Annotated in this window: 15 protein-coding genes; 10 read left to right on the top strand and 5 right to left on the bottom strand. The window is 42.1% G+C overall.

Annotation, left to right across the window (positions count from 1 at the left end):
- Positions 1-56 precede the first annotated feature (56 nt).
- The 10 genes from rsfS (at position 57) to ACJ7Z2_RS02175 (ending at position 9,450) form a co-directional block, all read left to right on the top strand.
- Complete coding sequence (rsfS, locus tag ACJ7Z2_RS02220; protein ID WP_409500652.1) at positions 57-371, top strand: ribosome silencing factor; 315 nt, start codon at positions 57-59, stop codon at positions 369-371.
- A gap of 77 nt (positions 372-448) precedes the next feature.
- A complete protein-coding gene (gene rlmH / locus ACJ7Z2_RS02215; protein ID WP_006248233.1) occupies positions 449-916 on the top strand; it encodes a 23S rRNA (pseudouridine(1915)-N(3))-methyltransferase RlmH in 468 nt (155 codons plus the stop codon).
- Positions 917-940: 24 nt separating this feature from the next.
- Positions 941-2,890, top strand: coding sequence for a penicillin-binding protein 2 (gene mrdA, locus ACJ7Z2_RS02210; RefSeq protein ID WP_154703581.1), 1,950 nt, complete (start codon positions 941-943; stop codon positions 2,888-2,890).
- On the top strand, positions 2,883-4,010 hold the full coding sequence (rodA, locus tag ACJ7Z2_RS02205; RefSeq protein ID WP_126301350.1) for a rod shape-determining protein RodA: 1,128 nt from the start codon (positions 2,883-2,885) through the stop codon (positions 4,008-4,010). Before mrdA ends, rodA begins: the two co-directional genes overlap by 8 nt.
- A gap of 91 nt (positions 4,011-4,101) precedes the next feature.
- Positions 4,102-4,761 carry a septal ring lytic transglycosylase RlpA family protein gene (locus ACJ7Z2_RS02200; RefSeq protein WP_154703579.1) on the top strand — a complete coding sequence of 220 codons (660 nt, stop codon included), beginning with the start codon at positions 4,102-4,104 and terminating at the stop codon, positions 4,759-4,761.
- Between the two features lie 14 nt (positions 4,762-4,775).
- Positions 4,776-5,954 (top strand): serine hydrolase, encoded by a 1,179-nt coding sequence (locus ACJ7Z2_RS02195; protein ID WP_154703578.1) that lies wholly within the window; start codon positions 4,776-4,778, stop codon positions 5,952-5,954.
- Between the two features lie 166 nt (positions 5,955-6,120).
- Entirely contained in the window at positions 6,121-6,420 is a 300-nt protein-coding gene (ybeD, locus tag ACJ7Z2_RS02190) for a DUF493 family protein YbeD (RefSeq protein WP_154703577.1), read from the top strand.
- Between the two features lie 61 nt (positions 6,421-6,481).
- Positions 6,482-7,135, top strand: coding sequence for a lipoyl(octanoyl) transferase LipB (gene lipB / locus ACJ7Z2_RS02185; RefSeq protein ID WP_409500651.1), 654 nt, complete (start codon positions 6,482-6,484; stop codon positions 7,133-7,135).
- A gap of 14 nt (positions 7,136-7,149) precedes the next feature.
- Positions 7,150-8,157, top strand: a complete 1,008-nt coding sequence (gene lipA, locus ACJ7Z2_RS02180; protein WP_195913497.1) for a lipoyl synthase — start codon at positions 7,150-7,152, stop codon at positions 8,155-8,157.
- A gap of 186 nt (positions 8,158-8,343) precedes the next feature.
- Entirely contained in the window at positions 8,344-9,450 is a 1,107-nt protein-coding gene (locus tag ACJ7Z2_RS02175; RefSeq protein ID WP_409500650.1) for an ABC transporter substrate-binding protein, read from the top strand.
- A gap of 61 nt (positions 9,451-9,511) precedes the next feature.
- On the opposite strand, the gene ACJ7Z2_RS02170 is transcribed toward ACJ7Z2_RS02175, so the two are convergent.
- The 5 genes from ACJ7Z2_RS02170 to fmt form a co-directional block, all read right to left on the bottom strand.
- A complete protein-coding gene (locus ACJ7Z2_RS02170; RefSeq protein ID WP_409500649.1) occupies positions 9,512-10,306 on the bottom strand; it encodes an ABC transporter ATP-binding protein in 795 nt (264 codons plus the stop codon).
- 9 nt (positions 10,307-10,315) lie between these two features.
- Positions 10,316-11,356: a FecCD family ABC transporter permease gene (locus tag ACJ7Z2_RS02165; protein ID WP_409500648.1), complete on the bottom strand. Its 1,041-nt coding sequence runs from the start codon at positions 11,354-11,356 to the stop codon at positions 10,316-10,318.
- Between the two features lie 88 nt (positions 11,357-11,444).
- A complete protein-coding gene (locus ACJ7Z2_RS02160) occupies positions 11,445-12,035 on the bottom strand; it encodes an ACP phosphodiesterase (protein WP_409500647.1) in 591 nt (196 codons plus the stop codon).
- A complete protein-coding gene (gene modF / locus ACJ7Z2_RS02155) occupies positions 12,036-13,514 on the bottom strand; it encodes a molybdate ABC transporter ATP-binding protein ModF (RefSeq protein ID WP_409500646.1) in 1,479 nt (492 codons plus the stop codon).
- Between the two features lie 12 nt (positions 13,515-13,526).
- On the bottom strand, positions 13,527-14,480 hold the full coding sequence (gene fmt / locus ACJ7Z2_RS02150) for a methionyl-tRNA formyltransferase (RefSeq protein ID WP_409500645.1): 954 nt from the start codon (positions 14,478-14,480) through the stop codon (positions 13,527-13,529).
- Positions 14,481-14,755: the final 275 nt, after the last annotated feature.

The raw sequence follows: 14,755 nt of genomic DNA, 5'->3' as shown, positions 1-14,755 counted from the left end.
CTGTCCAATCTGTGTTAAAATCCAACGCTTTTACAAGATAGAATGAGAAAATAAACGTGGAACAGAATTTAGTCGAATTTTTAACCAATACCTTAGATGATTTAAAAGCAAAAGATATTTTAGCCATTGATGTGAAAGGGAAATCCAGCATTACCGATACAATGATTTTAGCCACCGGCACATCGAGCCGTCACGTTGCTTCAACGGCAGAGCGTTTAATTACGGAAGCAAAACAGGCTGGGTTCGAGGTGTTTGGAGATGAAGGTAAAGCGGTTGCCGATTGGATTGTGGTGGATTTCGGACAGGCGATCGTTCACTTGTTGCAATCCGATAGCCGTGAGATGTATCAATTAGAAAAACTTTGGGCGTAGTCAGTTCAATAAGGAACGACAAGCGGTGATTTTTATAACATTTTTTGCAAATTAAACTGCTTGTAAGTGAAAGAGAGATGAAAATTCAATTAATTGCGGTTGGCACTAAAATGCCGGCGTGGGTAACGACAGGGTTTGAAGAGTATCAACGCCGTTTTCCGAAAGAGATGCCGTTTGAGTTGGTGGAAATTCCGGCAGGAAAACGGGGCAAGAATGCTGATACTAAACGCATTCTTGAGCTTGAAGGCAAAGCAATGTTGGCGGCAGCGGGCAAGGCAAAAATCGTGACTTTGGATATTCCGGGAAAAGCGTGGACAACCGAGCAGTTAGCCACTCAGTTAGAGGGCTGGAAAAACGATGGGCGAGATGTAGCGTTATTGATTGGCGGCCCAGAAGGATTATCGCCGGAATGCAAAGCCGCTGCCGAGCAGAGTTGGTCGTTGTCGCCTTTAACCTTACCACACCCACTGGTGCGGGTGGTGGTAGCGGAGAGTTTGTATCGGGCGTGGTCGGTTACCATTAATCACCCTTATCATCGAGAGTAGCGAGTCATTTTTAGATAGTGTTATATGTTTGGTAAATTAGCAAAATTCACAGCATCAAACCAGAGAGAAAAGGTGCGAGACGGGCAGGCAGAAAGCAATCTGTATGCCCGCCGTGCCTTAGTTGCGTTTCTGGGGGTGTTGGCGTTAAGTGGTGTTTTATTAACCAATTTGTATCACTTACAAGTGGTGAATTATGAGGACTACCAAACCCGTTCAAACGGTAACCGCATTAAATTGTTGCCTGTGCCACCGGCTCGAGGCTTAATTTATGACCGTAATGGTAAAGTATTGGCGGAAAATTTAACCTATTTCGGGTTGTTTATTGTGCCTGAAAAGACGGAAAATATTGAGCAAACTTTAACCGAGTTGAAGGATATTGTTGGGCTGACGGACGAAGATATCGAGAACTATCATAAAGAGAAAAAACGCAGTTCTCGCTATACCCCGATTATGCTCAAAGGCAATTTGAATGAGACTCAGATGGCTCGTTTTGCCGTGAACCAATACCGTTTTCCGAGTTTAGATGTGCAGGCTTATTACAAACGGAATTATCCTTACGGCGAACTTTTAACCCATATTATCGGTTATGTGGCGAAAATTAACGAAAATGACAAGAAAAAGCTACAAGAAGAGGGTAAATTCGGTAATTATGCCGGTTCGCACGATATGGGCAAATTGGGTATTGAGAAATTCTATGAAGACCAACTTCACGGTGTAACCGGTTTTGAAGAGGTAGAAATTAATAACCGAGGGAAAGTGATCCGCAAATTGCGTGACCAAGCAGGGGTTGCCGGTAGCAGTATTCGCTTGAGTATTGATGTGGAATTACAGCAATATGTGATGTCGTTAATTGCTAAGCATAAAGGGGCGGTGGTGGTGCTTGACCCTCGTGATAGCAGTATTTTAGCGATGGTCTCAAACCCAAGTTATGACAATAATTTATTTGTGGGCGGTATTTCAGGGCAGGATTATAAAGCATTATTGGACGATCCAACCCGACCACTTTATAGCCGTACTACACAAGGCACTTACCCACCGGCTTCCACCATTAAACCGTTTATGGCGGTTGCGGGCTTGGAAGAGGGAATGATTACGCCTTCAACCACTATTTCAGACCCCGGCTATTGGATTTTGCCCGGCACGACGCAACGTTATCGAGATTGGAAACGTAGTGGACACGGTGCAACCAATGTGAATAAGGCCATTACCGAATCCTCTGATACCTTTTTCTATCAATTAGCCTATAAAATGGGGATTGATAAAATGTCGGATTGGATGAAAAAATTTGGTTTTGGGGTGAAAACCGGCATTGATATTTTTGAGGAATCGGCAGGGGTAATGCCGACACGTGAATGGAAACAAAAACGTTATAAAAAACCTTGGGTGCAGGGCGATACGATTCCGGTTGGTATCGGGCAAGGCTATTGGATTTCGACCCCGTTGCAGTTGGCGAAAGCGACCGCAGTGTTAATCAACAACGGGCGAGTCAACACGCCGCATTTAATGCTGGAAGTACAAAGCAGTAATTCGGTGACGCCATATCAAGATCCACTGTTGTATGAAGATATTAAAGACGTGCCGAGTGCTTACTGGAACTTGGCGAAACAGGGAATGTTTAATGTGGCTCACGCTGCCAACGGTACAGCTCGCAAAGTGTTTGCCGGTGCGTTTTATCACGCAGCGGGGAAAACCGGTACAGCGCAGGTGTTTAACTTAAACGGTAAGAATTACGATAAAAATGCGATTAAAAAAGAGCTACACGACCACGCGTGGTTTATTGGCTATGCCCCTTATGAACAGCCGAAAATGGTGGTGGCGTTAATTTTAGAAAATGCAGGGGGGGGCGGTAGTGCTGCGGCACCGGTGGCTCGTCAGATTATGGATTATGTTTTAAGAAAAGGTGTTGGCGAACAGCCGGATTCGCAAAATTCTGAGCAAAATCGACCGCTTGTTACAGAGGAAAATCATGAATAGTGGCTTTAAAAAACTTTTCTGGAAAATTTTTTCGCTCGATCTTCTGTTATTGGCAGGGCTGTTGGCGATTACCGGCTACGGCTTATTAGTGTTATACAGTGCAAGCGGTGCAAATGAGCGAATGTTTACCAGCAGGCTGATTCAGGTGTCACTCGGGCTTGGGTTAATGTTGATAATGGCAATGGTGCCTCCTCGTTTTTATCAAAAAGTATCGCCTTATCTGTATGTTTTTTGCTTGGTTTTATTGATTTTAGTCGATTTAGTAGGCGAAACCAGTAAAGGGGCACAGCGTTGGTTGAATTTAGGCTTTGTTCGCTTTCAACCCTCTGAAATTGCCAAGCTCGCTGTGCCGCTGATGGTGGCAACTTATTTGGGTAAGCGACCGCTTCCTCCGAGTTTTAAAGATACCTTTATCGCACTCGCCATTATTATTATGCCAACTTTATTAGTGGCAATTCAGCCCGATTTAGGGACTGCAATTTTAGTTTGTTCTGCTGGGATTTTTGTGCTGTTTTTGGCGGGACTCAGTTGGAAATTAATTGGGGCGGGTGTGGTGTTTTTAGCCGGATTTATCCCGATAATGTGGTTTTTCTTAATGCACGATTATCAAAAAACCCGAGTGATGACGTTAATTGATCCTAATAAAGACCCGTTGGGTGCTGGCTATCATATTATTCAATCTAAAATTGCGATAGGCTCAGGAGGTATTAACGGCAAAGGTTGGATGGAAGGCACACAATCCCAGCTTGAATTTTTGCCTGAACCGCATACGGATTTTATTTTTGCGGTGTTAAGCGAAGAACATGGTATGATAGGCGTGCTGATTTTATTAGCGATTTATTTGTTTATTATTGCTCGAGGTTTAGTGATTGGTACAAAATCAGATTCTGCTTTTGGGCGTATTTTATCGGGCGGCACAGCCCTTTTATTCTTTGTTTACGTTTTTGTAAATATTGGTATGGTAAGTGGTATTTTACCAGTAGTCGGTGTACCATTACCGCTTTTCAGTTACGGTGGAACTTCCTATGTGACGCTGATGGCGGCATTTGGTTTGATGATGTCAACCTATGTTCACCGTAAGCGCGTAGGCAGTAATAATCCTTATGATAAACTGAAATAAATTAAACTTTTGCTTTTTTGCGGTATCAAAAAGCAGTGAAACGATCATCGTTACAAACAATAACGACATCCACATAGAGGAAAAAACTTATATGAGATTAGGTAAAATTGTAACCCTGTTGTTAGCTGGATTTCTGACTTTTAGCTCATTAAATTCTTTGGCTGCGACAAAGAATACAAAAGCTAAATCAAGTATTTCAACCAAGAAGCAAGCAACTTCTAAAGCAATAAAAAAAGTAGGTACTTCTAAAGTTAAGAAAAAAGAAGTAGTAGCTAAAGCCACAAAAAAGAAAACCATTTCTACTGTTACAACTAAGGCGATTAAATCTAAAAAAAAGTTGGCTCGCAAGGTTGTTAAGAAAACGGTAACTGCTAAGAAAAAATTGGTAAAGGGGCAACATAAGCTACTGGTTAAAAAACATTTTCAAACCGGTGTTGCTAGTTATTATGCAAATCAATTTAATGGTCGCCGAACCGCTAATGGGGAGACTTTCAACAACGCTAAAATGACGGCTGCACATCGAACTTTACCATTTGGTACTTTAATTGAAGTGACGAATTTACGAAACGGGCGTTCTGTGGTGGTTCGTGTGAATGATCGTGGACCTTATGCTCATGCACGGGTCTTGGATTTATCATCAGCCGCAGCGAAAAAAATCGGTATGCACCATTCGGGGACGGCAAGAGTGAAAATTGCGATTGTTGATAAGTCAAAATTGGGATCGACTAATCAGTTATATGTAATGAATTAATTTTAAGAGGAAATATGAAAAAAACATTAGTGAAAGCGATGAGCGTGGTAGGTCTTGCGGTTTCAAGCATTGCCTATGCAGATTTAAACACCAACTTCAATTTATCTGCACCCCAGATCAACGCACAAACCTATATTTTGATGGATTACAACTCCGGTGAAGTTTTGGTGAGTTTGAACCCAGATCAGCGTCAATATCCTGCATCATTAACCAAAATGATGACTAGTTATGTGGTGGGTGAAGCCTTAAAATCAGGGAAAGTGCAAAACAGCGATATGGTGACCGTCACCGAAAACTCGTGGGCGCAAAAATTCCCTGGTTCTTCATTAATGTTTTTAGATTTAAACAGCAAAGTCTCTGTAGGTGAGTTGATGAAAGGGCTGATTATCGTCTCCGGTAATGATGCTTCTGTTGCATTAGCTGAACACGTTTCCGGCTCACAAGTGGCTTTTGTGAATGAAATGAACAAATACGCCCAACAGTTTGGTTTAAAGAATACTCACTTTACCACCGTGCACGGTTTAGACGATCCGGAACAATATTCTTCTGCTCGTGATATGGCGATTATCGGCTCGCATATTATTCGTGATCAGCCGGAAGAGTATAAAATTTATGCGGAAAAAGAGTTCCAATATAACATTAAAAAACCACAACCAAACCGCAACGGGTTATTGTGGGATAAAACCATTCAAGTTGATGGTATGAAAACGGGGCATACTGATAAAGCCGGCTATAACTTAGTCGCATCAGCAATTAACCCGAATACACGTTTAATTTCTGTAGTGATGGGCGTGCCAACTTATAAAGGCCGTGAAGTGGAAAGTAAGAAATTACTGCAATGGGGCTTTGCCAATTTTGAAACCATCAAATCCATTCCGGCAGCTCAATCGGTTGCCGAGCAAAGTGTCTATTACGGTGAAGTGAATAAGGTGCAATTAGGCTCGGTGCAAGATAGCTTTGTGACTATCCCGAAAGGTCGCTCGGCGGATTTGAAAGCCCGTTATGAGTTAGAGAAGAAAAACCTCGAAGCTCCTTTAGCAAAAGGGCAGGTAGTGGGTAAAATGATCTACCAACTTGACGGCAAAGATGTTGCAAGCACTAACTTACAAGTATTACAAGACGTACCGGAAGCCGGTATTTTCGGCAAAGCGTGGGATTGGATTGCCCTTACTGTGAAGAGCTTGTTCGATTAATCTTGTTATTTGCCTTTTTATCCCCATCTAGGGAGCAATGCAAGCGGTGTGATTTTGCAAAAAATTTGCAAAATTTCACCGCTTACCGTTTTAGATATGAATGTATAAAAAATGTAGGGGCAAAAAATCTTTCGCCCCCGAAGAAAGAATAGAAGAAGGATCGAAAATGTCTCAACCAAAAGCGATAAACTTACAAGATTTGCCTCAAGCTAAATTAAAGGATCTGTTAGAGTTCCCATGTCATTTTACGTTCAAAGTGGTGGGAACCAACCGAGAAGATTTAGTTGATGATGTGGTAGTAGTCACTCAAAAATATGCCAAAGGCGACTACAACCCACGTCAGCAAAAAAGCTCAAAAGGTACCTATAATTCCGTTTCGATTGATATTGTGGCGGAAAATATTGAGCAAGTAGAAACCCTTTACACTGAATTGGCTAAAATTGCCGGTGTGAGAATGGTATTATAATGCGAGGGGCGAATGACATTCGCCCTCAATTTTTCAATAAAACAATGTTGGAAAATAGAAAATGAAATTAATAATTCGCCAACTAGGCATTCAGCCGTATGAAGAGATTTGGCACCAAATGCAATCTTTCACAGATAGCCGTGATGAGAACACTGACGATGAGATCTGGCTGGTTCAGCACCCGGCTGTGTTTACACAAGGATCGGCAGGCAAACCGGAGCATTTGTTAAACCCAACCAATATTCCGGTGGTACAAAGCGACCGTGGCGGGCAAATTACTTACCACGGCGAAGGGCAGCAAATTATGTATGTGCTGATTGATATTAAACGCTTGAAATCCTTGGGGAAAGAAGTGTCGGTTCGGGATTTAGTCACCGCCCTTGAGCAAACAGTGGTACAAACGTTGGCAGAGTACGGCATAGAAAGTTACCCAAAAGCTGATGCACCGGGGGTATATGTGGACGGCAGGAAAATCTGCTCACTCGGTTTGCGGATTCGCAAAGGTTGCTCTTTCCACGGCTTGGCGTTAAATATCAATATGGATTTAATGCCTTTTCGCAACATCAATCCGTGCGGTTATGCCGGGCTGGAAATGTGTCAATTAAGCGAACTGGTTGATCGCCCTGATTTAAGTTGCGAAGAGGTTGCCCCAAAATTAGTGGCTCATTTCAGCACAATTTTAGGCTATAATAACCAACAAATTATTAACAATTAGGATAAAACACAGTAATGGCTACATCGACAGCTCAAACGACGGCAACTGCTACAGTGAAAAAAATGAGCCCTTTCAAAATGGAAAAAGGGGTGAAATATCGTGATGCCGCCAAAACCTCTGTGATTCAGGTGCGTAATATCGACCCGGATCAAGAACTCTTAAAAAAACCGGAGTGGATGAAAATCAAACTGCCGGCAAACTCAGCGAAAATTGACAGCATTAAAAACGGTATGCGTCGCCACGGGTTGCACTCGGTGTGCGAGGAAGCCTCTTGCCCGAATTTACACGAATGTTTTAATCACGGCACTGCAACCTTTATGATTATGGGGGCAATCTGTACCCGTCGTTGCCCGTTCTGTGATGTGGCACACGGCAAACCGCTTCCGCTTGACCCGGACGAACCTCGCAAAGTGGCAGAAACGGTGCAAGATATGAAACTCAAATATGTGGTGATTACCTCAGTGGATCGTGATGATTTACCTGACCGTGGAGCTGCTCATTTCTCGGCAACAGTGCGTGAAATCAAAGCCTTAAATCCGCATTGCAAAGTGGAAATTCTTGTGCCGGATTTCCGTGGACGTGTGGAGCAAGCGGTGGCAATTCTCAAAGAAAATCCACCTGATGTCTTTAACCACAACTTAGAAAATGTGCCACGTCTCTATCGTGAAGTTCGCCCGGGGGCGGATTACAAATGGTCGTTGGAATTATTGAAAATCTTCAAGCAAGAATTCCCGAATATTCCGACCAAATCCGGCTTAATGGTAGGCTTAGGTGAAACCAACGAAGAAATCTTGGAAGTGATGCAAGATTTACGCGATCACGGTGTAACAATGCTCACTATCGGGCAATATTTACAACCGAGTCGCCATCACCTAAAAGTGGAACGCTATGTACCACCGGCAGAGTTTGATATGTTCCGTGAGGAAGCCGAAAAAATGGGCTTTGAACACGCAGCCTGCGGACCGTTCGTGCGTTCTTCTTACCATGCGGATTTACAAGCGAAAGGCGAATTGGTGAAATAAAATCGATAAGGGCGAATATTATTCGCCCTTTGTTTTTGTGGTTTGCAAAGTTTTAGCAAAATTAAACCGCTTGTAATCTCTTCTAATTTACTCTTCTATAGATAATTTCGTTGTTGCGAATTATTTTCATTGACTATTTGTTATAGAAAGTTACAATTCAACTTTCCATTTCTTTTTGGAGTTCCAATGAAAAAATTACTATTAAACAGCGTATTTGCTGCCATATTGCTTGCTTTTGGTGCAACTGCCAATGCCGAAATTAAAACCATCACTGATGTATTAGGGCGTGAGGTCAAAGTTGATGTGCCTGCTAAACGTGTTGCACTGACTTTCTATTATCCTGACTATATTGCGGTAACCGGTGTTGAAAATTTCGATAAGGTAGTAGGGATTTCACGAGAGTTTTGGGAAAAGTTCAACCCAGGTAGTTGGGCATTATTTGCAGAAAAAATGCCAAATCTAAAAAACATTGCCGATCTTGGCTATGTGAATAGTGGCACTTTTTCAACAGAAAAAACTATTGCATTAAAACCTGATGTGTTAGTGCTACCTGAAATTCAATATCAAGCGTTAGCCAGTGAGATTCCACGCATTGAGCAAGCTGGTATTCCTGTTGTTGTAGTAGATTTCAACAAGCAAACTGTTGAAAACCATACAAAAAGCGTGAGAGTTTTCGGTCAGCTTACAGGTACGGAAGAGAGAGCGGAGAAAATTGCCAAAGAGTATGAAGAGGGCATTGCTGATATTCAGAGCCGTATTGATAATGCAAAAGTAAGTAAGCCGAAAATCTATGTTGAATTTGGTAATAAAGGCCCGAAAGAGCATAGTTTTACCTTTGGTAAAAATATGTGGGGAGCGATTGCCGAAACGGTGCGAGGCGATAACATTAGTGCCCCGTTTGTAGAAAATTGGGGGCAGATTAACCCTGAACAGGTGTTAGTTTCTAAACCTGATGTGATTATGATCTCAGGTACGGAACTAGGCAATGACACTAATCCTGAGGTTATGTCGATGGGGATTAATATTGAAGAAGCCGATGCTCAAAAACGTTTGAAAGGCTTTATGGAGCGTACAGGTTGGAAAGATTTACCTGCGGTAAAATCAGGGCGTGTTTATGGTTTATATCATACAGCGTCTCGCTCGATTTCAGATTTAGCGAGCTCTCAATTTATGGCGAAAGCGCTTTATCCTGAATTGTTTAAAGATATCGATCCTGAAAAAACGTATTTGGATTTCCACAACAACTACTTACCAATTACGCCAAAAGGCACATTCTTTATGCAACTGAAATAAAAACAACAAGCGGTCATTTTGCAGATTTATTTTGCAAAATGACCGCTTGTATTTACTTTTACTATTTGCGGTTCAAACAGCAATCAATATTTAAACATTTGCGAAGCGGGCGGATAATCGGCGAGCCGTTTCCATCATATAAAATCTCAATATTGACATTATAGAGTCTCCGAATAATATCGCATTCCAACACATCACAAGCTCTGCCTTGTGCTTGAATTTTCCCCTCGCTTAATAGCATCACACTATCCGAAAATTGAGCCGCAAGGCTTAAATCGTGCAGCACCATAATTGTAATTAGGTTATTCGCTCGAGTGTAGGCATTCACATATTCAAGTAAGTTGATTTGATGATACATATCCAACGCACTGACAGGCTCATCTAGCAGCAGAATGTGTGGTTTACGTAGCAATACTTGTGCGAACATCACCATCTGCCGTTGCCCACCACTCAGCCGCATGATATCTTGATGAGCTAAATGCGAAATGCTGAGTTTATCCATAATATTAACAGCTTCATTGAGTAATTCATCGCTAATATACATATTCAGGCTATCAAGTTGCCCTAATAAGATGACTTCTAAGGCACTTAGTGAGGCTTCCACCTGTGTATCTTGTGGCATATAGCCAATTTGTTTACGCCAACTATGCAAGTTGCTTGAAGTTAATTTATTACCATCAAAATCAATCGCCCCTTGATGAGCAATTTCTCCAAATAGGGTTTTAAGTAGAGAAGATTTCCCTGCACCATTTGGGCCAAGTAAAGTATAGATCTTGCCTTGTTCAAAATGTAGATTGATTTTATCAGCCACCACTAAGTTTCCACGCTTAATAGTCACATCGTTTAAGTTGAGCATAGAAAATCCTTATCGTTTCGCCAACACAATCCAGAAAAAGAACGGTACGCCGACTAACGCTGTAATAATACCAACCGGAAATAATGCTCCCGGCACAAGGCTTTTTGATAGCACTGAGGACATCGATAAAAATGCCGCACCCACTAACATTGAACCGGGCAGGAAAAAGCGTTGGTCTTCGCCTAGCAACATTCGGGCAATATGCGGGGCAACTAAGCCAATAAAGCCGATAATGCCTACAAAGCTAATGCAGGTGGCCGTCATTACAGACACAATCAGCAATGTTTTCATTCGTAACCAAGTTAAGTTAATACCTAAGCTCAATGCTCGAGCTTCGCCCAAACGCAAGGCAGTTAATTTCCACGCATCTTTGAGTAATAATAAAATACAGGCTGTAGTTACGCCAAAGGCAATTGAGATAGTCGGCCAAGTGGCTTTAGTTAAATTACCGAATAGCCAAAACAGAATTTGTTGGGATACCTCAGGTGCAGAAATAAATTGCACCAATGACAGTAAAGACTGAAATAAAAACAATAAGGCAATTCCTACCAGCACTAATATTGCCGAGCTAAAACGTCCTAAAGAGGAAAAGGCAAATAAAATGGCGGAAGAAAATAGTGTCATCACAAAAGCCCCGACAGGTACAGAAATTTCGGTGGGTAAACTAAAACCACCAAAGGCAATAACAATCGAAGCACCAAAACCAGCTGCAGCCGCTAAACCCAGTGTATAAGGGCTTGCCATCGGATTATTAAGCAAAGTTTGAATTTCCGCTCCTCCGACACCAAGAGCTGCTCCGACCACCAATGCCATTATTGCCATTGGTAAGCGTAGCTCATAGACAATCACTTTGGTGGTTTCTTCAATTTCGCCTAATTGGAATAAGGCTTTCCAAACTTCATTAAACGGAAGCAGGGAAGGGCCTGTCATAATATCGAAAATGAGGCTGAGTAAACAAATGAGTAAGAAAAAGAGTAATAAAAAACTGCGTTTCTTTTCAATAGTTCGGTGCTTTTTAGCTATTTGTTGGGGAGAGAGCGTTGTTTGCATAAAAATGTAATGTTTGAGAATTATTATCAGACAGGATAAGAGAAAAGATCGATAAATTCAAGAATATCCAAGATACCGACTAAAGTATTCAACTAAGTTCTCGAGTAGCCCTGTCTTTTACAGTAAAAAACTCCTGAATAGCGGCTTCTTCTAAAAGAGTATAATTCTGCCAAATTTCGGTTACAGCATTTCTTAAAATCTCGCCTTTCTTAACTCTTGAGGACATTCCGATGAATACTCTCTCTAGGAACTCCAAATCTGCATAACTACTTAACGCATTACGAGATTCAAGCCAATTAAACATTGGTATAAAGTTTTCAGGAAAAATTGCTCGATGTTGATTGATCTGTTGAAAAATCCTTCTTTGAACGGCATTCAAATCTTTGCCAAATAAGGCTTGAAAATGTTTAGCTAAGAAATGATCGATCATAATATCTGACACAATGCCTTTATAACGCCCGAAGTTATTTCGCAGCAATTCAGTGGTAAAACTATCTTGTCTGTCGCAAATTTTATCAATCAAGCGGTGTAATATAACACCGCCTTTTAAATCATCAGCTAAATCGAGGTTTTGAATTAAGCCTTTATAGAAATCACCGGCAAAGTTGCCATATAAAGTTTGTTGATTAGTTTTTGTATCAATTTCAAGTGAAATCAGCGAGTGAGCCAGAAAATTCATTTATGCTCCAAGTTCCGTTTGCTGATACTCATACCCAAATTCGTTGGTTTCCCCTTTCGGTACAAACTCAAACAAATGCGTGATGCAATTTGGGGCATCGCTGTCTTGGTGTGAAACAAACAGCAGTTGGGTTTGGCTATTGCTCACTAATTGCTCGATAAATTGTTTCACTAATTTGCGGTTTACACCATCTAGGCCTTGCAGCGGCTCATCTAAAATCAAAATTGGTGGGTGTTTTACCATTGCTCGGGTAATCAGTAGCAGGCGTTGCTGCCCCCAAGAAAGTGAACGGAACGGTTTTTTAGCAAATGTTGCTAGGTTTAAACGCTCCAGCCATTCCATCGCTTTTAATTGCAGAGCGTTTGGCACTTGCTGATACACGCCGATACTGTCAAAAAATCCTGAAAGAATCACCTCCATTGCCGAACAGTTTACCCGATAATCCATATGTAATTGGCTGCTTACATAACCGATGTTTTTCTTAATATCCCAAATGGTTTCGCCTGACCCACGCTGGCGACCGAATAATCGTACTTTGTTGGCGTAAGATTGGGGGTGGTCGCCGGTGATAATCGACAGCAAGGTGGATTTCCCTGCTCCATTCGGGCCTTTAATCCACCAATGTTGTTTTGGCTCAACCGTCCAACTGAGATTGTCTAAAATTTTCTTTTCTCCGTATTGGATAGTCACCTTTTCCAACTCAAACGGATTGATGTTTTCGGGCAGACTGTTCAGCGGAGCGGCACTTTCAGGCAAAGGAACGTTCACATTCTGTTCTGCAAATTTTAGCTGAGAATAGACCGCTTGTTGTTCAATTTCTGCTCGCTCTCCTTGCAGAATTAACGATAAATTATCTAATAACGCAATATGATTGGCAGCATCAGGAATATCATTAAAACGGTTTACAATCAGCACCAATGCCATTTTGCTTTGTAACTCGGCAATCAGTTGCTGCCAATATTGCACCGACTGCTGATCCAGCCCTTCAAACGGCTCATCTAAAATGAGTAAATCCGGCTCGCTCACTAACATTTGGCAAAACAGCACTTTGCGACTTTCTCCAGTGGAAAGGTGCATAAACGGGCGTTCAAGCAGATGTGGAATATGCAATTTGTGGGCATATTCCTCACATAACGCCGCTTTTTGACTACCATTTAAAATCACTTGTCGGGCGGTTAAGCCGAAATCATCGGGTGAGACACTGTCATTGTTGCGAGCTTTGAAAATCTGCTCCAACATTTTTTGTTGTTGCTCGAAAGATAGGAGCTGAATATGTTGGAACGAATTGTCATAGTCGCCGTAATAGAGCGAAATTTTACCCTGTAAAGCCAGTGAAAAAGCCGTTTTCCCCGAACCGTTTCCGCCTACGACCACCCAAAAGTCATTGGGTTGGATCTGTAAGGCGTCAATCGTGAGTTTATGTTGTTTAACCAGTGAAAATCGGGCATTGGTTATTGTAAGTGATGGTTGTGTTTGCATATATTTCCCGTTTTAACTTAGTTGTGTGCCACTGACGAACCAATCCGCTCGACCGTTTAAGAAATCTTGCACCGACATTGGTTTTTTACCCGCCGGTTGAAGTTGGGTAATATTCAGCACGCCCTGTTGAGTGGCGATTTGAATCCCGGTTTTATCCACATTAATTACCGTGCCGGCTGCTTTTTCTTGGTGAGGTAACACCGTGGCTTGGTGAATTTTGATACTTTGCTCAACGCCATCAACAGTTAAGGTTAAAAAACTAAACGGCCAAGGGTTAAAAGCTCGGATATTGCGTTCCAGTTGAACAGCGGGGAGTTGCCAATCCAATTTTGCCTCTTCTTTTGATAATTTTTCCGCATAGTTAGCTTGGCTTTCATCTTGCTTTTCAGCTTTGAAGGCTTGGGTTTCTAAGCCGTTTAATACCTCAAGTAATGCAGGAGGGGCGAGTTCTGCCAGTTTGGCATAAAGTGAAGTAGAGGTTTCATTCGGCTCAATCGGGGTTGTGACTTTATGTAACATATCACCGGTGTCTAAGCCAACGTCCATTTGCATAATGGTTACACCGGTTTCACTATCGCCCGCCCAAATCGAACGCTGAATCGGAGCTGCTCCACGCCAGCAAGGTAGTAGCGAACCGTGTACGTTTAGGCAACCATATTTAGGAGCATTCAATACTGCTTCAGGTAGAATTAAGCCGTAAGCTACCACCACCATTACATCGGCATTTAAGGCTTTCAGTTCAGCTTGAGCCTCTTCCTTACGCAGAGATTTAGGTTGAAAAACCCGAATGTTGTGAGCCTCAGCAAGTTGTTTCACCGGGCTGGCTTGCAGTTTTTTCCCTCGCCCAGCAGGTTTATCCGGCTGGGTATAAACCGCAATCACGTTATGCTCGGAATCTAATAAGGCTTGTAAATGTTGAGCGGCAAAATCAGGCGTGCCGGCAAAAATAATATTGAGTTTTGACATTGTTAAGTTCTATGGGTAAAAGAATTTTGGAAGAACTTCATATTTTAAGACTCAGATGGACAAGCTCCCCTCTTTAGAAAAGAGGGGCAGGGGGAGATTTGATAGCGATACTCAAATTCCGTATGAGCGTAATTTACGTCTGCCACAAACGCTTGCGTTTGAACATCGGCTTTGCTGATGGCACGAAGTGTGAGCGTAGCGAATAAATCTCCCCTAACCCCTCTTTGCTAAAGAGGGGGACTGGATCGAGCGTAAAACAGAAATTCACAATCACA

The sequence above is a fragment of the Mannheimia glucosida genome (assembly GCF_046267875.1).
Taxonomy (GTDB): Bacteria; Pseudomonadota; Gammaproteobacteria; order Enterobacterales; family Pasteurellaceae; genus Mannheimia; species Mannheimia glucosida.
The sequence above is the reverse complement of the archived record's forward strand: the minus strand, read 5'-3'. Positions and strand labels throughout refer to the sequence as shown.